General features: G+C 75.4%; 12 protein-coding genes and 1 riboswitch. Of the genes, 8 read left to right on the top strand and 4 right to left on the bottom strand.

Translation table 11 applies throughout. The annotated features are described in order from the left end of the window. Positions 1–8: 8 nt before the first annotated feature. A riboswitch (cyclic di-AMP (ydaO/yuaA leader) is annotated at positions 9–166 on the bottom strand. 277 nt (positions 167–443) lie between these two features. Then, on the top strand, positions 444–2963 hold the full coding sequence (pcrA, locus tag P3H78_RS21095; RefSeq protein WP_276110650.1) for a DNA helicase PcrA: 2520 nt from the start codon (positions 444–446) through the stop codon (positions 2961–2963). Between the two features lie 115 nt (positions 2964–3078). Here pcrA and P3H78_RS21090 read toward each other — a convergent pair whose 3' ends face one another. Next, positions 3079–4668 carry a peptidoglycan DD-metalloendopeptidase family protein gene (locus P3H78_RS21090; RefSeq protein ID WP_276110649.1) on the bottom strand — a complete coding sequence of 530 codons (1590 nt, stop codon included), beginning with the start codon at positions 4666–4668 and terminating at the stop codon, positions 3079–3081. A 358-nt stretch (positions 4669–5026) separates the two neighbouring features. Then, the gene (locus P3H78_RS21085) at positions 5027–5893 is read right to left on the bottom strand and encodes an esterase/lipase family protein (RefSeq protein ID WP_276110647.1); all 867 of its coding nucleotides are present in this window, start codon (positions 5891–5893) and stop codon (positions 5027–5029) included. A 617-nt stretch (positions 5894–6510) separates the two neighbouring features. On the opposite strand from P3H78_RS21085, the gene icmB reads away from it, so the two are divergent. Next, positions 6511–6927: a coenzyme B12-dependent isobutyryl CoA mutase small subunit gene (gene icmB / locus P3H78_RS21080; RefSeq protein ID WP_276110646.1), complete on the top strand. Its 417-nt coding sequence runs from the start codon at positions 6511–6513 to the stop codon at positions 6925–6927. 251 nt (positions 6928–7178) lie between these two features. Here the strand turns inward: icmB and P3H78_RS21075 are convergent, their stop codons facing one another. Together P3H78_RS21075 and P3H78_RS21070 are read right to left on the bottom strand one after the other, a co-directional pair. Beyond that, positions 7179–8807 (bottom strand): DUF5691 domain-containing protein, encoded by a 1629-nt coding sequence (locus tag P3H78_RS21075; RefSeq protein WP_276110645.1) that lies wholly within the window; start codon positions 8805–8807, stop codon positions 7179–7181. A 357-nt stretch (positions 8808–9164) separates the two neighbouring features. Further along, positions 9165–10535: an SWIM zinc finger family protein gene (locus tag P3H78_RS21070; protein WP_276110644.1), complete on the bottom strand. Its 1371-nt coding sequence runs from the start codon at positions 10533–10535 to the stop codon at positions 9165–9167. 133 nt (positions 10536–10668) lie between these two features. Between P3H78_RS21070 and P3H78_RS21065 the strand changes: the two genes are divergently transcribed. The 6 genes from P3H78_RS21065 (at position 10669) to sucC (ending at position 20243) form a co-directional block, all read left to right on the top strand. Then, positions 10669–11868 carry an ATP-binding protein gene (locus P3H78_RS21065; RefSeq protein ID WP_276110643.1) on the top strand — a complete coding sequence of 400 codons (1200 nt, stop codon included), beginning with the start codon at positions 10669–10671 and terminating at the stop codon, positions 11866–11868. 174 nt (positions 11869–12042) lie between these two features. Next, a complete protein-coding gene (locus P3H78_RS21060) occupies positions 12043–14814 on the top strand; it encodes a DUF5682 family protein (protein WP_313884417.1) in 2772 nt (923 codons plus the stop codon). Continuing rightward, positions 14811–16001 carry a VWA domain-containing protein gene (locus P3H78_RS21055; RefSeq protein ID WP_276110642.1) on the top strand — a complete coding sequence of 397 codons (1191 nt, stop codon included), beginning with the start codon at positions 14811–14813 and terminating at the stop codon, positions 15999–16001. The genes P3H78_RS21060 and P3H78_RS21055 overlap by 4 nt, the downstream gene beginning before the upstream one ends. Before the next feature lie 231 nt (positions 16002–16232). Further along, positions 16233–17420, top strand: coding sequence for a hypothetical protein (locus tag P3H78_RS21050; protein ID WP_276110641.1), 1188 nt, complete (start codon positions 16233–16235; stop codon positions 17418–17420). Positions 17421–17678: 258 nt separating this feature from the next. Then, the gene (locus tag P3H78_RS21045; protein ID WP_276110640.1) at positions 17679–18383 is read left to right on the top strand and encodes a hypothetical protein; all 705 of its coding nucleotides are present in this window, start codon (positions 17679–17681) and stop codon (positions 18381–18383) included. Positions 18384–19061: 678 nt separating this feature from the next. Further along, the gene (gene sucC, locus P3H78_RS21040) at positions 19062–20243 is read left to right on the top strand and encodes an ADP-forming succinate--CoA ligase subunit beta (RefSeq protein WP_276110638.1); all 1182 of its coding nucleotides are present in this window, start codon (positions 19062–19064) and stop codon (positions 20241–20243) included. Positions 20244–20248 lie beyond the last annotated feature (5 nt).

Below are 20248 nucleotides of genomic sequence, written 5' to 3'. Positions count from 1 at the left end.
GGGAGGCGGCTCCTTCCATCGTCCGCCTACCGGGTTAGCTGTCGGGTTCGGGCGGATGCTTCGGAAGGTTGGCCCTACGGTCCTTCGCGCGGCGCGGTGCGGACCGATTCACCCCGGGGTCGATGTGGGTCCCCGGCTCCGGTGCGCATGGCGGCGGCACCGGACTCGGCGGAGGCCGCGCGGCCCGGCGACGTTCGCCGGAGAGGGTCGTGCGGCCCGACCGCACGCTAGCCAACTCGTGTGCCTTCTGTGAAGGTTGATGAGCGATATGCCCGATACATTTTCGTGACCCGGGTACGAAATCCCCAGGCCGTGACGGTGTGGATGCACTGCGTGAGGCGTCCGCCCCGCGACGTGCCGTGGCGGGAGGGGCGTGCCGGGTGCCTGTGATGTTCCCCGGGCGGCCACGGGCTGTCGGTGCGGCGCCCTAGACTCGGAGAGCGATGAGCAGCCTCTTTGACGACAGCTTCCTGGCGGACCTCCAGGCCCCGCGGGGCCACGCGGAGGAACCCCCGCCGCCGCCCGAGGACGATCACGCTCCGGAGCCCTTCCCGGACGATCTGTTCGGCGGGAAGTTCGACGCGCCGCCGGACCGGGACGCCTACTACCGCGACGGCGCGGCCCGCCCCGCGGTCGACCCGGCCACCCTCCTCCACGGGCTGAACGACAACCAGCGCGCAGCCGTGGTCCACTCCGGGTCCCCGCTGCTCATCGTCGCCGGCGCCGGCTCCGGCAAGACCCGCGTGCTCACCCACCGCATCGCCCACCTCCTCGGCGAGCGTGGGGTCCACCCCGGCCAGATCCTCGCGATCACCTTCACCAACAAGGCCGCCGGAGAGATGAAGGAGCGGGTCGAGGCGCTCGTCGGCCCGCGCGCCCAGGCGATGTGGGTGATGACCTTCCACAGCGCGTGCGTGCGCATCCTGCGCCGCGAGTCGAAGAGGCTCGGCTTCACCTCGTCCTTCTCGATCTACGACGCCGCCGACTCCAAGCGCCTGATGGCCCTGGTCTGCCGGGACCTCGACCTCGACCCCAAGCGCTACCCGCCGAAGTCCTTCAGCGCCAAGATCTCCAACCTGAAGAACGAGCTGATCGACGAGGAGGACTTCGCCGCGCAGGCGACCGACGGTTTCGAGAAGACCCTCGCCCAGGCCTACGCGCTCTACCAGTCCCGGCTGCGCGAGGCCAACGCCCTCGACTTCGACGACCTGATCATGACGACGGTCAACCTGCTGCGCGCCTTCCCGGACGTCGCCGAGCACTACCGTCGCCGCTTCCGCCACGTCCTCGTCGACGAGTACCAGGACACCAACCACGCCCAGTACGCCCTGGTGCGCGAGCTGGTCGACACCTCCGAGCACCCGGTGGACGTGCCCCCGGGCCAGGACGACCTGCCGCCCGCCGAGCTCTGCGTGGTCGGCGACGCCGACCAGTCGATCTACGCCTTCCGCGGTGCGACCATCCGCAACATCCTCCAGTTCGAGGAGGACTACCCGGACGCGACGACGATCCTGCTCGAGCAGAACTACCGCTCCACGCAGACCATCCTGTCCGCCGCCAACGCCGTCATCGAGCGCAACGAGTCCCGCCGCCCGAAGAACCTGTGGACCAACGCCGGCACCGGCGCGCGCATCACCGGCTACGTCGCCGACAACGAGCACGACGAGGCGCAGTTCGTCGCCGACGAGATAGACCGCCTCGTCGACGCGGGCGACGCCAAGGCCGGCGACGTCGCCGTCTTCTACCGCACCAACGCCCAGTCCCGTGTCTTCGAAGAGATCTTCATCCGCGTCGGCCTGCCCTACAAGGTCGTCGGCGGCGTCCGGTTCTACGAGCGCAAGGAGGTCCGGGACGTCCTGGCCTACCTGCGCGTCCTCGCCAACCCCGAGGACTCGGTGCCGCTGCGCCGCATCCTCAACGTGCCCAAGCGCGGCATCGGCGACCGCGCCGAGGCGATGATCGACGCGCTGGCCCAGCGCGAGAAGATCGGCTTCCCGCAGGCGCTGCGCCGGGTGGACGAGGCCTACGGCATGGCCGCGCGGTCCACCAACGCGGTCAAGCGGTTCAACACGCTGATGGAGGACCTGCGCACCGTCGTCGAGTCGGGCGCCGGCCCGGCCACCGTCCTGGAGGCCGTCCTGGAACGGACGGGCTACCTGGCCGAGTTGCAGGCCTCCACCGACCCGCAGGACGAGACCCGTATCGAGAACCTCCAGGAACTGGCCGCCGTGGCACTGGAGTTCGAGCAGGAGCGCGGCGAGGCAGCCGAGGGCGGGACGGCCGCGGGAGCGGGGGGCGGGGCCACGGGCGGCACCCTGTCCGACTTCCTGGAGCAGGTTGCCCTGGTCGCCGACTCCGACCAGATCCCCGACGAGGAGGACGGCGACGGCGTCATCACCCTGATGACCCTGCACACCGCCAAGGGCCTGGAGTTCCCCGTCGTCTTCCTGACCGGCATGGAGGACGGCGTCTTCCCGCACATGCGCTCGCTCGGCCAGACCAAGGAGCTGGAGGAGGAGCGGCGCCTGGCGTACGTCGGCATCACCCGGGCGCGCGAGCGGCTCTACCTGACCCGGTCGGCGGTGCGCAGCGCCTGGGGCCAGCCGTCGTACAACCCGCCCTCCCGCTTCCTGGAGGAGATCCCGGCGGCCCACGTGGACTGGAAGCGCACCGGGGCTCCGGCGCCGGTGGCCTCCGGCCCGGCGTCCGGGGTGGCCGCGTCGCTGTCCTCGTCCCGATCCCGCTCGTCGGCGTCCGGGGCCTCCGGCTTCGCCACCCGGCGGACGGCCGAGAAGCCGGTGGTGTCGGTGGCGGTGGGCGACCGGGTCACCCATGACCAGTTCGGCCTCGGCACGGTCGTCGCGGTCAAGGGCACGGGCACCAACGCCGAGGCCACCATCGACTTCGGCGACACCAAGCCCAAGCGGCTGCTGCTGCGGTACGCACCGGTGGAGAAGCTCTAGCGGCCGGCCGGTCAGCCGGCCGGCCCCGCGGAGAAGGCCCCCGCCGTCGTGGCGGGGGCCTTCTGCCGTCTTCTGCCGTATGCGGGTGGCGTGCGGGCGGACGTTCCGGCCCGGCCTACGTGGGGTCCAGGCCGTGGCTGCGCAGCCACGGCAGCGGGTCCACCGGGGGTCCTCCGGCGGGCCGGACCTCGAAGTGCAGGTGCGGGCCCGTGGAGTTGCCCGAGTTGCCCGAGTACGCGACCGGCTGGCCGGCCTTCACCGGGGTGCCGGAGGCCACCCGGTAGCTGGAGAGATGGCAGTACCACGTCTCCGTGCCGTCCTTGCCGGTCACGATGAGCATGTTCCCGTAGGCGCTGTTCCACTGCGTCCGTGCCGTGCCGTCGATCGCGGACATCACCGTCGTCCCGTAGGAGACCGGGAAGTCGATGCCGGTGTGCACGGACATCCAGTTCACGCCCGCCTGGCCGAAGTAGGCGCTCAGCCCGCGCTGGGTGACCGGGAGGACGAACTTGGGCCGCAGCCGCTCCTTGCGGGCCGCATCCTCCGCCGCCTTCTTCTTCGCGGCCACCTGCTGGGCCCGCAGGTCGATGCGCTGCTGGGTGCGGCTGGCCCGGTCGGCGAAGTCGTCCGCGCCGGCGGACAGGCTCTGCAGCTGGCTGTCCAGCTTGTTGTTGGCGGCGGACGGCTGCACGGCGTGCGCGTCGGGCACGGATGCCGCGGTGTCCTTGGTGTCGTCGGTCAGGCTCCCGACGGACGCGGCAGCGATCCCGGCGACGCCCATGACGCAGGCCGAGGGCACGGCGACGGTCAGCAGCGCGGAACGCCTGGCGGGCGGCCGGCGCCGTGACCGGGACGCGGCCCGGGCGGCGGCCCGGGGTGAGGGGGTGACCTCCTCCTGGCCCTCGAGCAGCGGTCCGGCGGTGGGCAGTTCACCGGTGCCGGCCGGGTCGCCCTCCTCCGCGGAGGGCTCGGCGGGCTCGTCGTGGCCGGCCGGGGCCGCCTGCTCGAGGACGGCCGTGGCCGGCGCGTCGAAGGCGGCCTCGCCCTGATGCTCGTAGGCGGCGAACGCCTCGGGGACCGAAGTCCCCTCTGCGCCATCGGAGTTCCACTGCGCGGCGTCGAAGGCACCCGTGTCGAAGGTCGCCGAGGCGAAGGCGCCCGTGTCGAACGTGCCCGTGTCGAAGGCCTGCGTGCCCCACTCCCACTGCTGGGTGCCGTCGGGGACGGGTGCAGGGGCGTCGGGCTGCTGCCAGGCGTGGGCGTCCCACTGGCCGGTGGCGTCGACCGGCGCACCCTGCTGCGGGACGGCGCCGAGCGTCTGCCGGCCGTCCGCCCAGGCGGCGGTGTCCCAGGCGCCGGTGTCGTACGCGGCCGTGGCGTAGGCGCCGGTGTCGTGGACGGCGTGCTGTGCGGCCGGGTACGCGTCGTGGTGCAGGGGCTGGTGGCTGCCCGTGGTCCAGTGGGCGGTGCCGTGGGCGCCGGTGCCGGTGTCGCCGTGGCCGGACAGCTCACCGAAGAGGGGGTCCGTCGCGAACGCCGTCGTCGTGTGTGCGCCGGTCGGAAAACCGTTGGCGTCGTAGTCGCCGTACGTGGTGAAGTCGCCGTACGCGGCGCCCGGTCCGCCGTAGGGCGCGTACGGCGCCGAGGCGGCATCGGAGGCCGGAGCCGGGGTGGTAGCGGTCCCCGACGGATGGCGGTCGTTCACCGACTTCTCTTTCGCCTCGACAACAGGGGCTGCCAGAGCAGTGCGGTGACTGTACCCGGCGGTCCGCGGGCACGACAATCTTCCGCAGGTTTCCCGTGCGGGGGAAACGGGCAATCGGCCGTGTTTCGGGGGACTGCGGACGCGCTTGGTCCTGTGTTCGGGGTTCGTTCGGGGCGGGGACGTGACGTCCGGGCGCTCCGTGCGGGGCGATCCCGTCAACCGGAGTGAGGGCGGTCCCGTGAACCGGGGCGCCGGTGGTCCCGCTCGTCCCGCGGGGCCGCCGTCGTGGTGTGGCGTACCGGGGGCGCGTGGGCGCGGGGCCGCCGGACGGCAGGCCCCGCGCGCCGCTGTGCCACGGTCAGGCCACGGTCAGGCCACCGCGCGCCCCGGCGGCCCGGTCCTGCGGCCGCAGGGTGTCCAGGGCCTGCCTTATCCCGGCCGCGACCGCCGGATGCACCGGCATCGCGAGATGGCCGATGCCGCTCACCTGCACGTTCTCCCTGGACAGGTCGGGGTGGTCGATGCAGGCCGACTCCAGCGGGTCCATCAGGTGGTCCAGATCGCTCCAGAAGCTGACGAAGTGCGTCCGGCAGTCGGGCGCGGGCTCGGCGAGCTCCTCGATCAGCTCCGAACCCGGGCGCATCTGCCGCACGATGGGGTGCGCGTTGGCCAGCGGGGCGACCCGGGTGCCGGAGTGCGGGGTGCCCAGGGTCACCAGGGTGCGGACCCGGAGGTCGCCGCCGAGCCGCTGCACGTAGTACCGGGCGATCAGGCCGCCGAGGCTGTGCCCGACCACGTCCACCCGCACGCTGCCGGTGCGCTCGCAGATCTCCTCGATGTGCCGGCCGAGCAGCTCGGCGGCGGTGCGGATGTCGCACGTCAGCGGCGAGTAGTTGAGGGACTCCACCCGCTGCCGGCCGTGCTGGGCGAGATTGCGGCGCAGCAGGAGGAACACCGAGCGGTTGTCGATGAACCCGTGCAGCAGGACGACCGGCGGCTTGGCCTCCGTCGGCAGCTGCGCGGCACCGTCGGGCGCGGCGAGCAGGTCGGCGGCCGCCCGGCGCTCCTGGATGATGCCCGACGGATAGAGCAGGAGGTGTCCCGCGAGGATCGCCAGCTCCAGCGCGGTCGCCTTCAGCAGGGACAGGGACAGCCCCGCCAGTCTGACCGGCAGCAGGCGCTGGCAGAGCGGAACGAGGGGATCTGCGACGCTCGTGACCTTCATGGCCGACCTCCTGTCGACACACGGGAGGACGGCCCTGTCCCCCGTGTGTCCTCGTGGGCAGTCGCGACCGAGGTGCTCGACGGGGCGTGAGAAGGGCCCGCGGGGTGGATCCGGCCCGCGGCGCGCTCGGCGCCGGTGGGGTGGCGGGGTCCTGCGCCGGTGTGGCGCCGGGGCTCCCCGCGGTCGTGCCGTACCTGCCCTGTGTGCCCTTCGAACCCCGGCCGATGCGCAGTACCACCGCGGCGCGCGGTCGGCGGCGCGGTGGTGCGGCGGCCTCGTTCCGGCTCCCTTGGCGACTGCTCCTGCTGCGGTCCCCATGCCGCCGATACCTGCGGCGCGGGGGCCGCGGCGCTGTGGAACAGTGCGCGGCGAACGTGTCCCACCGTGTGATTTCCCCCTCTGTGTGCACCGTGAAACTGCCTGTTGCGGGATGCTGGCGATAACGTTCGTTCACTTCCTCGCACAATGTGGTGCGAGGCATCCGTGTCACAGCGGTGCACCCGGTGCGGTGCGGGGTGTACTGCGGGAATCGTGCGGTATGCCCGGCATGCTCGATGCGCTCGACTTGTGCGGCGCTTGACGGTACGGATGGATGTAGTCGCTTCATGGAGGCAGTGATGGGTGTGGCAGCCGGTCCGATCCGCGTGGTGGTGGCCAAGCCGGGGCTCGACGGCCACGATCGGGGCGCCAAGGTGATTGCGCGGGCGCTGCGCGACGCCGGCATGGAGGTCATCTACACCGGGCTCCACCAGACCCCCGAGCAGATCGTCGACACGGCGATCCAGGAGGACGCCGACGCGATCGGGCTGTCCATCCTCTCCGGCGCGCACAACACCCTCTTCGCCGCCGTGATCGGACTGCTCCAGGAGCGGGACGCGGAGGACATCGTCGTCTTCGGCGGCGGAATCATCCCCGAGGCGGACATCGCGCCGCTGAAGGACAAGGGCGTCGCGGAGATCTTCACCCCGGGCGCCACCACCCAGTCGATCGTCGACTGGGTCCGGGCGAACGTCCGCCAGCCCGCCGGAGCCTAGGAACCACCGGACGTCCAGGATCGGCCGTCCGCCGGGGAGCCGTCCGCCGGAGGGCCGCCTGCGGCCGGGCCTCCGGGCGCCGGGCCGCCGGGCGTCCGGGATGGGCAGCCCGGTCAGGGTCCGCTGCTTCTTCCGGGTCGGACACCGCTCCCGTCCGTCCCTCTCACCCCACGTGAGGGGACCGCGGCGTGGCGGGCGCCGGGTCCGGGGGCCCCGTTCGGTAGTCCCCGGGGGGCGGTCGTCCCCGGCCGTCAGCCGGGCGGTGCCGCGTCCAGTTCCTCCAGCATCGCGCTGCGCAGCCGCAGGGTCGTCACCAGGCGCTGGAACGCCTCGGACCAGTACCCGCCGGCCCCCGGCGAGGCGTCCTCCGGCTCCTCCGGCACCGCCAGCAGGCCGTCCAGCCGGTTCGCCTCCGCGGGGTCCAGGCACCGCTCGGCCAGTCCCATCACTCCACTGAAACTCCATGGGTAACTCCCCGCATCCCGCGCGATGTTGAGCGCGTCGACCACCGCTCGTCCCAGCGGTGCGGTCCACGGCACCGCGCACACCCCGAGCAGTTGAAACGCCTCGGACAATCCGTGCGCCGCGATGAAACCGGCCACCCAGTCGGCCCGTTCCGCGGAGTCCAGCGTGCCGAGCAGTCCGGCCCGCTCGGCCAGGGACACCGCGCCCGGCCCGTTCGCGTCACGGGCGGCGGGAGCCCCGAGGAGCGCCCGCGCCCACTCCGCGTCCCGCTGCCGCACCGCGGCCCGGCACCACGCCGCGTGCAGCTCGGCCCGCCAGTCGTCCGCGACCGGCAGTGCCACGATCTCCCGCGGAGTCCGCCCGCCCAGCCGTGCCGGCCACGACCGGAGCGGTGCCGCCTCCACGAGCTGTCCCAGCCACCACGACCGCTCGCCCCGGCCGGCCGGGGCCTTCGCGGCGACGCCGTCCCGCTCCATGCCCGCATCGCACTCGTGCGGTGCCTCGACGACCAGCGCCGGCTCCGGGAGCGTGCGGTCCAGGGCCACACAGACGCCGGCCCGGTCCGCCATCCGGGCCGCGAGCGCCGACCCGGGCAGCGCCGACAGCAGCTCCGCCGCCGTGGCCCGCACATTGCGGCTGCGGTCCGACAGCGCCTGCTCCAGGAACGCCTCGTCGTCCGGGCCCAGCCCGGAGCGCAGCGAGTCCAGGAACATCAGCCGGTCCTCCGCACGCTCCGCGGGCCAGGTGGCGGCGAGCAGCTCCCGCGCGGCCGCGGGCCGGTGCGCGCGGACCGCCGTGAGCAGGGCGACCCGCTCGGCGAACAGGCCCTCCTCCCACAGCTGCCGCACCGCCTCGGCGTCCTCCGGGCCGGGCAGCCCGGAACCGCCGTCCGTGGCCGCGCGCAGGGCGAAGCGCCAGTCCCCGTTGAGCCGGGCGAGCCACAGTGCCCGCGGGCCCGCGAAGGCCAGCGCCGCCGGTCTCAGGTCCGAGCGGCCGCGGGCCGCGTCCAGCAGGGCGGGAAGCGCCTGCGGGGGTGCGGCGAAGCCGCGCGCGTTGGCAGCCGCGAGCCACTGGGGCAGCAGCTCCACCAGGTCCGGGGCCATGCCCCGGCGGCCGCCTGCGCCGGTGCCCGGCCGCTCGGCGAGCAGCATCGCGAGCCGGCGGGCGGCGGCAGCCGGCAGCGATGGACGCGGGTCGGCGGGTGCGGGCGCCGGGCCCGCTGCGGCCGGGGCGGGCAGCAGCCCCGCCCGCCGCCGCACCGCGGCCAGGGCCGCGGCGTCCAGCAGGGCCGCCGGGGCCTCCCCGCCCGCCCCGCCTCGGGGCGCACGGCGGTCCGTGCCCAGCAGGGCTGTGGTGACCAACTCCTCCCAGGCACCCGACGCGGGCGCCTCCTCGAGGGCGGAGGTCCTGATCATGGGCTTCCTTTCCGTAGCCGGGGGCCGGGGAGTGGTTGAAGGGTCACGTGCAACCGGGTTTCCCGTGGAGCGGAACAAATGCGCGGATCGGACGAGAAAGGGCGAATCGGTGGGCCCTGTGTGGTGCGCGCCGGGGCGTTCGCGGCGGGTGGTGCGCGCAACGCCGATGCTGCCAATGTGCGCCTCCGGCGGGGCGCCCACCGGTCGGTGTGCTCCGCTCGGGTGACTGTCCGCCGCGCACGGGCGACATCGGGACGCCTCGGCGGGGGAGTGCCCCCTCGCCCCGGCGGGCGGGGTGCGGGCGAACGTCACTGCAGGTGGATGCCGGGTCGGCACACAGTCACCGCCGCTCCGGGGTCAGCACAGGTTCACCGCCTCTCCCTCGCCCTCCGGCCAGGCGGTCAGCGGGGTGAAGCCGCGGTGGCCGCACTCGCCGAACACCGTCACCGGCGCACCGCCCGACAGCGCCACCAGCCGCCACAGCCCCGGCCGGGACCGGGCCGTCGCGGTCAGCGGCAGCGCCCCGCCCGCGTCGGCGTCCGCGAGCTGCCAGGAGTCGCCGTCCGGCACCGGCACGGGGATGACCCGGCCGAGGGTCACCGGCACCGCGTCCAGCCAGGGATCCGTGCGCAGGGCCGCGCCGTAGCGGGCCGTCGCGTGCGCCGTCGGCTCCCCGGGCGGGCGGGCCCGGGTGGGTGCGGCGGGCACGAGCTGCTCGCCCAGCGTCACCCGCAGCCCCCCGGTGCCCGGCCGGGCCGACACCTCCGCCTCCAGCACCAGGCCCACCGGAAGCGTCAGGGCCGGCGCGCGGCCGGCCGCGCCGTAGGACAGGAGCAGGACGGTGCGCGCGGAGGCGGTGCCGTGCAGCCAGATCCGGCGCGTGGTCAGCTTCGCGTCCGCCGTGTCGTACTGGGCGAGGACGAGCCAGCGGTCCCGCAGTGGAGGGCCGTCCGGACCGCCTGGCAGGCCGATGCGGGCCCGGACCGTCGCCGCCAGGTCCTCCGGCAGCCCCTCGCGGCGCAGCCAGCCCTGGTCCAGGAGGTGGAGCAGCGCGCACTCCTCCAGCAGCCGCGCCGGCCAGCCCGGCCCCGACGACGGGATCGCCCCCAGCTCCCGCACCCGCGCGGCCAGCCCCGGTGCCTGCGCGTCGACCATCCGGGCCGCGGCCTCCTCCCACGGCCCGTACCCCGCCTGCTCGGCCGCGGCCAGGCCGCCGCGCAGCAGGTCGGCCAGGCGCTGCTCCAGCTCGGTCGCCCCCGCCGTGATCCGCTCGGCCCGGCGCTCGGCCCGGCGCCGGGCGGCCTCCGGGTCTGCGGGCGCGGGCCCGCCCCCCGCCGCACCCGCGGCTGCCGCCGCGTGCCTGGTCTCCGCCCTGCCCCGCCGCCCGGCCACCCACTGCGCGGCCCACTCCGGCGCCTGCCCGGACGGGACCGCGCCGTCGTCGCCCGCCCACAGCAGCAGCAGTCCCAGCGCGTGCTTGCACGGGAACTTGCGGCTCGGGCACGAGCACGAGAAGGCCGGCCCGGCCGGGTCCCCCAGGTCCACCGCCGTCCGGTACGGCCTGCTGCCGCTGCCCCTGCACAGCCCCCACACCGCCCCCTCGCCGTCCCTGCCCGCGCCGGACCACGGCCCGGCCGTGCCGAGCCTCCGGCCCGCCGTGCGTGACGCGTCGTCAGGCGCCATCGCCAGCACCTGGTCCGCAGTCCTGCGCACCCCCTGCTGTGTCATGGGATCGAAGGTAGGCGCCCCCACTGACAATCGACTCGGCGAGCAAGTTTTCGCAGGTCGGAGCGCATTGTCAGTGCCGTGGTGCACGGTGGGTGACAGATCCGAACCGGCCGAGCTGGAGGGGGCCTCAGCCATGTCCGTGTCCGTCGACCCGACGTCTGTCGAACCGAGTCGGAAGCACTCCGCGTCCACACCCGCGGGCCTGTCCGCGGCCACCGTCGCGGGCCCTTCCGGCCGGCCCGCCGCGGGCTCGCAGCAGGTGCTGCGGCCACACGCGGAGGACGCCTTCGGCGCCGAACTCGCGGCGCTCGCCGCGCAGGACGACCGCCCGCGCCCGGCCCGCTGGAGACTGTCCCCGTGGGCGGTCGCCACCTACCTCCTCGGCGGCACCCTGCCCGACGGCACGGTGATCACGCCGAAGTACGTCGGCCCGCGCCGCATCGTCGAGGTCGCCGTCACCACCCTCGCCACCGACCGGGCCCTGCTGCTGCTCGGCGTGCCCGGCACGGCGAAGACCTGGGTGTCCGAGCATCTGGCCGCCGCCGTCAGCGGCGACTCCACCCTGCTCGTGCAGGGCACCGCGGGCACCCCGGAGGAGGCCGTCCGCTACGGCTGGGACTACGCCCGGCTGCTCGCCCACGGTCCCAGCCGCGAGGCGCTCGTGCCCGGCCCGGTCATGCGGGCGATGGCGCAGGGGGCGACGGCCCGGGTGGAGGAGCTGACCCGCATCCCCGCCGACGTGCAGGACACCCTGATCACGATCCTGTCGGAGAAGACCCTGCCGATCCCGGAGCTGGGCGACGAGGTGCAGGCGGTCCGCGGCTTCAACCTGATCGCCACGGCCAACGACCGCGACCGCGGGGTCAACGAGCTGTCCAGCGCGCTGCGCCGCCGGTTCAACACCGTGGTGCTGCCGCTGCCCGAGACCCCCGAGGCCGAGGTCGACATCGTCTCCCGGCGCGTCGACCAGATCGGCCGCTCCCTCGACCTGCCGGCCGCGCCGGACGGCATCGACGAGATCCGCCGTGTCGTCACCGTCTTCCGCGAACTGCGCGACGGCATCACCGCCGACGGCCGTACGAGGCTGAAGTCGCCGAGCGGCACGCTGTCGACGGCCGAGGCGATCTCCGTCGTGACCGGCGGGCTGGCGCTGGCCGCCCACTTCGGGGACGGCGTCCTGCGCCCCGGCGACATCGCCGCGGGCATCCTCGGCGCCGTCGTGCGCGACCCGGCGGCCGACCGCGTCATCTGGCAGGAGTACCTGGAGACGGTGGTCCGCGAGCGGGACGGCTGGAAGGACTTCTACCGGGCGTGCCGGGAGGTGAGCGCATGACCGGCGGCGGACGGGCGGACGCACCCGCCGCCGGCACGGCGACCGGACCTGCAGGCGGACCCAAGGAGGAGGGCACGGCGGTGCGGTGGCACGGGGACGAGGACCCCGGCTGGACGGGGGGCCGCGGAGGGCGCCGCGCCCGCGCGGGATGCCGGGGAAGCCGCGGGGGGCGCCGTGGCGGGCGCTGACCGGGCCGGCGGCGGGCCCGGCGCGGAGCCGCTGCTGCTGGGGATCCGGCACCACGGGCCCGGCTCCGCACGGGCGGTCCGGGCCGCGCTGGAGGCCGCCCGGCCGAGTGCCGTGCTGATCGAGGGCCCGCCGGAGGCGGACGCGCTGGTCCCGCTGGCCGCCGACGCGGGCATGCGGCCGCCGGTCGCCCTGCTCGCCCACGCCGTGGACGAGCCCGGCCGTTCGGTCTTCTGGCCGCTGGCCGCGTTCTCCCCGGAATGGGTCGCCCTGCGCTGGGCCCTGGAGCACGAGGTCCCCGTCCGCTTCATCGACCTCCCGGCCGCCCACACCCTGGCGGGGCCGCCCGAGGACACCGGGGGACCGCCCGCGGCACCGGACGGGATCCGTGCCGAGCCCCCGGGCGGGACGCACCCCGGACCGGACGGCGCCGGGGCGATCGGCGCCGGACCGGGTGGCGCCGGACCGGACGGCGGCGGGGCGGCGGGCGATCCGCCGACGCGGCCCGGGCCGGGGGCGGAGCAGGCGGAGCCGCAGGACGGCGGCGCGGCCGAAGCAGCCGGAGCGGCCCAAGCGGAGGCGGTGGACACGACCGGTACGACGGCCGCGGAGGCCGGGGAACGGGCAGCCGCGGACCCGGTCCGTGTCGACCCGCTCGCCGCCCTCGCCCGGGCCGCCGGGTACGACGATCCCGAGCGCTGGTGGGAGGACGCCGTCGAGCACCGGGGCGCGGACTCCGGGGACCCGTTCGCCCCGTTCGCCGCCCTGGAGGAGGCGATGGAGGCGCTGCGCGAGACCTGCGGCGCCGGGGGCGACCCCCGTGACCTCGTCCGTGAGGCCCACATGAGACTCCGGGTGCGCGCGGCGCGGCGCGAGTTCGGCGACGGCGTCGCCGTGGTGTGCGGCGCGTGGCACGTGCCCGCGCTGCGCCGGAGGACCGCCGTGGCCGCCGACCGGGCGCTGCTCAAGGGACTGCCCAGGGCCAGGACGGACATGACCTGGGTGCCCTGGACGCACCGCAGGCTGTCGCGCAGCAGCGGCTACGGCGCGGGCATCGACTCGCCCGGCTGGTACGCCCATCTCTTCGACGCGCCGGACCGGCCGGTCGAGCGGTGGCTGACCAGGGTCGCGGGGCTGTTGCGCGAGGAGGACCGGATCGTGTCCTCCGCGCATGTCATCGAGGCGGTCCGCCTGGCCGGGACGCTCGCCGCCCTGCGCGGCCGGCCGCTGCCCGGACTGGGCGAGACCACCGAGGCGGTGCGCGCGGTGATGTGCGACGGCTCGGACGTCCCGCTGGCGCTGGTGCGCGACCGGCTCGTCGTCGGAGACGTGCTGGGGGAGGTCCCCGACACGGCCCCCGCGGTGCCGTTGCAGCGCGATCTGACCCGGCTTCAGCGCCGGCTGCGGCTCAGACCCGAGGCGCGGGAGCGGGAGGTGGAGCTCGACCTGCGCAAGGAGACCGACGCCGGACGCAGCCGGCTGCTGCACCGGCTGCGCCTGCTCGGCGTCGCCTGGGGCGAGCCGGCGGTCTCCCGTGGCACCACGGGCACCTTCCGGGAGAGCTGGCGGCTGCGCTGGGAGCCCGAGCTGTCGGTGCGGGTCGCCGAGGCCGGCGGGTGGGGGACCACCGTGCCGGCCGCCGCGGCCGCCAAGGCGGAGGCGGACGCGGTCGCGGCCGGCTCCCTGGCCGCGGTCACCGCGCTCGCCGAGCAGTGCCTCCTGGCCGGACTCGCGGACGCGCTGCCCGTGGTGATGCGGGTGCTGTCCGACCGGGCGGCGCTGGACGCCGACGTCGGTCACCTGGCTCAGGCACTGCCCGCTCTGGTCCGCGCGCTGCGCTACGGCGACGTGCGCGGCACGGCCACCCGGGCCCTGACCGAGGTCGCCGCGGGGCTCGCCGAGCGGGTCTTCGTCGGCCTGCCCCCGGCCTGCGCCGGACTCGACGCGGACGCGGCGCAGGAGATGCGCCGTCATGTGGACGCGGTGCACACCGCAGTGGGCCTGCTCGGCGACACGCCCGCCGCGGCACCCGGTGGCCCCGGCCCCGGCGACGTGCGCGTCCGCTGGCACACCGTGCTGCGGACGCTGGCGGACCGGGACACCGTTCCCGGCGTCGTCCGGGGGCGCGCGGCACGCCTCCTGCTCGACGACGGGGGGACGGAGCAGGAGTGGGCGGCGCGGGTCATGGGACTGGTGCTCTCCCCGGGCACCCCGCCGACGGACGCGGCGGCCTGGATCGAGGGCTTCGTCGGGGACGGCGGGATGCTGCTCCTGCACGACGAGCGGCTGCTCGGCCTCGTCGACGCCTGGCTGACCGGCGTGCCCGCGGAGGCGTTCACGGACGTCCTGCCGCTGCTCCGCCGGACTTTCGCGGCGTACGAACCAGGGGTGCGCAGATCGCTGGGCGAACTCGTGCGGCGCGGTCCGGCCGGTGGCGCCGGGTCCGGTACCGCGCCGTCCGCCGGTCCGCCCGGCTTCGGCGCCGGCCTCGACGAGGGCCGCGCGGACGCCGTGCTCCCGGTGCTGGGGCTGCTGTTGGGGCTGGACGCTCCGGGGGCGGCGGACCCGGACCTCCCTGCTCAGGGCACCCGGGGCGTGCACGGCACGCACGCCGGCCACGGCGTGGGGGAGGACCGGACGGCTGCGGCAACGGCAGGGTCGGCACCGTCGGCTCGGGCGGGGACCGAGACCGGGCGGAGACGGGCCGCAGGGGACGGCGGCGGTGTACGGATGAACGCCGTGGAAGGAGCGGTGCGATGACGGAGACGGGGGCGGGGACGGGGGCGCGCGAGGTGAGGGACGAGGCGGCGCGGGAGCGGCTCCGCCGCTGGAGGCTGGTGCTCGGCGGAGACCCGGCCGACGGCACCGGATGCACCCTGTCCGGACGGGACGCCGCCATGGACGGGGCGCTCGCCGCCCTCTACGGAAAGGGGGACGCCCCGCGGGCCGGGCGGGAGCGTGCGGCCGGGCTCGGCGGCTCGGCCCCCGCCGTGGCCCGCTGGCTCGGCGACATCCGCAGCTACTTCCCGTCCTCCGTCGTCCAGGTCATGCAACGGGACGCCATCGACCGGCTGGGCCTGGCCGCGCTGCTGACGGAGCCGGAGATGCTCGAAGCGGTGGAGGCGGACGTGCACCTCGTCGGCACGCTGCTGTCGCTGAGCAAGGCGATGCCGGAGACGACGAGGGAGACGGCGCGGGCCGTGGTGCGCAAGGTCGTCGACGACCTGGAAAAGCGGCTCGCCACCCGCACCCGGGCCGTGCTCACCGGCGCCCTGGACCGCAGTGCCCGCATCCACCGCCCCCGCCACCACGACATCGACTGGAACCGCACGATCGCGGCCAACCTCAAGCACTACCTGCCGGAGTACCGGACGGTGGTGCCGGAGCGGCTCGTCGGGTACGGCCGGGCGTCCCGGTCCGTGAAGAAGGAGGTCGTCCTCTGCATCGACCAGTCGGGCTCGATGGCGGCGTCCGTGGTCCACGCGTCCGTGTTCGGCGCGGTGCTGGCGTCCATGCGGTCGATCAGCACCCGGCTGGTCGTCTTCGACACGGCGGTCGTGGACCTGACCGACCAGCTGGACGACCCGGTCGACGTGCTGTTCGGCACCCGGCTCGGCGGCGGCACCGACATCAACCGGGCGCTGGCGTACTGCCAGTCCCGCATCACGCGGCCCGCGGAGACCGTGGTCGTCCTCATCAGCGACCTGTACGAGGGGGGAATCCGGCAGGAGATGCTGAAGCGGGTGGCTGCGATGAAGGCGTCGGGGGTGCAGTTCGTGACCCTGCTCGCGCTGTCCGACGAGGGAGCGCCGGCCTACGACCGGGAGCACGCTGCCGCGCTCGGGGCGCTCGGTGCACCGGCGTTCGCCTGCACGCCCGACCTGTTCCCGGAGATGATGGCGGCGGCCCTGGAGAAGCGCCCGCTGCCGATACCGGACACCGTATGACGAACGGGGTTCGAGCGGCGGTCCGCTGACGACTTGTCGACGGGAGCAGCCGGCAAAACGGACATGCTTACCCATCGGTAACAGGGGGCTTGCGCCACCTCCGGAGTCCCGTGCGAGGATTCGGCGTCCCATCGCGGTGCCTGCGTGCACCGCCGCACCGGACCGCGGTCGCACCCCTGGCGACGCGTACCGCACCGGCACTCGTTCCGCAGCACGGGAGGACGCCCGCTCTTGGCCTGGCCCGCAGTCCTGCCCGCTGCCGCCCTGCGTGTGATGCGCACGGCGGCCTGCCGGCGTGCGGTGCACCTGGGCCTGCTCGTGGGCGTCCTGTTCACCGTCGGCTTCCTCTGCGGGGAGCAGGCGCACGCGGCCGACCGGCCGGCGGCGCCCTCGGTCGGCGCCACGGGTGCCGCCGGAGTTCGTGCCGCCGGTGCCACGGGTCCCAGCGGCGGCGCCACTGCTGCGGTGACGTCGCTGTCGGCGACCGCCGCGGACGGCCCGCGCTCGGTGGCCGGCCCGCACGCCCCCCGGCGCCAGGACGCCCCTTCGTCTCCGACGGGCGCTCCGCGTCCGGAGGCCACTTCGTACCGCGTGGGCCATCCGCGTCCGGGCGGTTCCGCGCGAGCCGGAGACGCCCCGGCGGCCGCCGGGGCCGTACCGGCCCCCGCCTCCACGCGCCGCACCGGCGCACCCGATGCCGTAGGCGCCCGGCGCCCCGGCGGCCCCGCGTCCGGCGGCTCGGTGCTCGACGGTGCGGGGGCCGGGGGCGCCGGTGTCCGTGCGACGGCCGGCGGCGTCGTGGAGACGGTGACCGGACTGGTTCCGCGGCCCGTCGGGGACCTGGTCGGTTCGGTGACGCGGGACCTGGCCGCGGCGCAGGTGCCGGTGTCGCCGGCGGCTCTGCTCCCGGTACTTCCCGCCGCCCCCGCGCCCGCCGCGCCCGCGCCCGCACCCGGACTCCCCGGCCTTCCGGGCGTGCCCGGTGCGTCAGGGCGGCCGGGCGAGACGCCTCCGCCGCCCGCCGACCCGGCGCGAGGTGCACGGCGCACGGGACCGGCCGCCGCGCCCGTCCCCACCGTTCGCGGTCCGGTCTCCCGGTCGGGTGTCACGGCGGGACACCGGCCGTCCGACGCCGAGTTCGGCCCGCGGTCCGTGAGCCTCGTGTCCCTGCCGGGCGTCGTGGACCTCCGCGCCCCCGGCACCGGCCGGTCGCCGATGCCGCAGGCGCCGACCGGCGGCCCGGACGGCACGCTGGTCACCCAGTCCGCGGTCGGCAACGGTGCGCCCCGGTACGCCGACGCGCAGGCCGTCGCCCTGGCCGGCATCGCCCCGCTGCCGCTGCTGCCCGGCGCGGCCGCTCCCGCCGACTCCGCCGGGCCCCGGGACCGGCACCGGCCCATCCCCGTCTTCCCCGGCTAGCGGATGCCGGCCGCCCGCCCCGCCGGACACTGCCGCGCGGGACGGAGACAGGTCTGCCGCCGTCCGGAGCGCCGCCGTTCCTCCCGTGGCCGCCCGGACGGACCCGCCGGAGCCGTGACACGCGTCCCCCGGTCCCCGCACCACCGGGCCGGACCTCGACCGCGACAGGCGCCGGACCTTTCCGAACCGCTTCACCGGGTGCCCCGGACCGCGAAGGTCCCGCCGGGCGTCCCGGACACCGAAGGACCTGACCCACGCATGAACAAGAACTTCCGCCGCTCGATCGTCATCGCCGCCGGCGTCACCGGTGCCCGGACCCTCGGCTCCGCCGCGGCCGGCGCGGACGAGCTGCCCGCCTCCGGGCTGTCCGTCCCGGACGCGCACGCCACCACGCCCGCCGCCGACGCGACCGCGACCGCGACCGCGACCGCGACCGGCTCGGCGGGCGGCACCGTCACCGGGACGGTCGGCCGGCGCCGGGTCGCCGACGTTCTGCGCGGCACCGTCTCCGCCGTCACCGGCGGCACGCTCGCGCAGGGCGCCGCCGGGCAGGCGGTGTCGCTCGGGGCGGGGGTGGCGCACGGGGTGCCGCCGTCCGCGTACGACGTCGCCGGGGCCGTGCGGCCCGCCGTCCACTCGGCCGCCCACTCGGCCGTCGACATGGCGGTCGGCAACGTGGACGGTGCCGTCGGTCCGGTCGTGCGGGACGTGGCCGGGCACGCCACGGCGACCGCGCACGGTGTCGCGGGCGGCACGGTGTCCTTCGACGGCGGGGTGACCGGCGGGGCCGGCCGCGGTGCCGTCGGTCAGGCGGTGCCCCTCGTCCACGACCTGGCCGGCACGGCCGCGGACGGCGCGGGTCCGCTCGCCGGGGACGCCGTCACCGGCGCCGACGGCGTCCCCCGCGCGGTCGCCCCGGCGTACGCGCAGCACCCCCTGGACGCGCACCCGTACCGGGTGTGACCCCCTGTCCGCGGCGCCCGCCGGGAGCGGGACGCCACGGACGCCGATGCGTACGGCGCCCCTGCCCGGGAGGTCGTACGCGCCCGATGCGTACGACGGCCCCGCGCGGGAGGCCGTACGCACCCGAGCCGTACGGCGCCCCCGACGGGCCGCCGTACGCACCCTGCGGTACGGCGGCCCCGCGCGGGCAGTCGTACGCGCAGCCGCACGCAGGTCCCCCGGCGGGGACCGGCGAGCGGTGACCGGCGGACTCCGCGAGGAGACGGGACCGGGCGGCCGAAAGCCTTTCGGCCGCCCGGCCGGACCCCCGCGGCCGGGCCGGCCGGTCCCCATTGGGGTGGGGACCGGCCGGCCCAGCACCCGGAAGGGGCGGCGCATCCGGCGTCGCCCTCCCCGGAGCGCACGAGGGGCCTCACCGGGCCAACCCCAGCCCGGTGAGGCCCTGCGCGCCCCGATCGGCCCCGGCACGTAGCCTGAATCATGTGACAGGTATCACCGCTCAGGTGTGACCTGCGATTTAGAGCCGCCCGGGGAGCGGCGATAACCTGCGAGACGGACATGCCGCGCGTACGGACACCGTGTGCGCCTCCCTTGTGACACAGAGCGGACGTCACGTTGCCCTCGCGGCACGCCCACGCATCCAACGAACCGCGAGATCACTGATAGGGACGGAAGCGCGTGGACCTGTTCGAGTACCAGGCGAGGGACCTCTTCGCCAAGCACGGTGTACCGGTGCTGGCCGGTGAAGTCATCGACACGCCTGAGGCGGCGCGCGAGATCACCGAGCGGCTGGGCGGCAAGTCGGTCGTCAAGGCGCAGGTGAAGGTCGGTGGTCGTGGCAAGGCCGGTGGCGTGAAGCTCGCCGCCACCCCGGACGAGGCCGTCGCCCGCGCGACGGACATCCTCGGCATGGACATCAAGGGCCACACGGTCCACAAGGTGATGATCGCCGAGACCGCGCCGGAGATCGTCGAGGAGTACTACGTCTCCTTCCTCCTCGACCGTGCCAACCGCACCTTCCTCTCCATCGCCTCCGTCGAGGGCGGCATGGAGATCGAGGAGGTCGCGGCGACCCGCCCCGAGGCCGTCGCGAAGATCGCGATCGACGCCATCGACGGTGTGGACGAGGCCAAGGCCCGCGAGATCGTCGAGGCCGCCAAGTTCCCGGCCGAGGTCGCGGACAAGGTCGCCCACGTCCTCATCACGCTGTGGGACACCTTCATCAAGGAGGACGCCCTCCTGGTCGAGGTGAACCCGCTGGCCAAGGTCGCCTCCGGCGAGGTCATCGCCCTCGACGGCAAGGTCTCCCTGGACGACAACGCCGAGTTCCGCCACCCGGACTTCGAGGAGCTCCACGACAAGGCCGCGGCCAACCCGCTCGAGGCCGCCGCCAAGGAGAAGAACCTCAACTACGTCAAGCTCGACGGCGAGGTCGGCATCATCGGCAACGGCGCGGGTCTCGTCATGAGCACCCTGGACGTCGTCGCGTACGCCGGTGAGGCCCACGGCGGCGTGAAGCCCGCCAACTTCCTCGACATCGGCGGCGGCGCCTCCGCCCAGGTCATGGCCAACGGCCTGGAGATCATCCTGGGCGACCCGGACGTCAAGTCCGTCTTCGTCAACGTCTTCGGCGGCATCACCGCCTGCGACGAGGTCGCCAACGGCATCGTGCAGGCGCTGAAGCTCCTCGAGGACCGCGGCGAGAAGGTCGAGAAGCCGCTCGTCGTCCGCCTCGACGGCAACAACGCCGAGCTGGGCCGGAAGATCCTCACGGACGCCGACCACCCGCTGGTGCAGCGCGTCGACACCATGGACGGCGCGGCGGACAAGGCCGCCGAGCTGGCCCACGCCGCCAAGTAAGCACT

Source organism: Streptomyces tropicalis, from assembly GCF_029269835.1.
Taxonomy (GTDB): domain Bacteria; phylum Actinomycetota; class Actinomycetes; order Streptomycetales; family Streptomycetaceae; genus Streptomyces; species Streptomyces tropicalis.
This window is presented reverse-complemented; position numbering and strand designations above follow the sequence as displayed.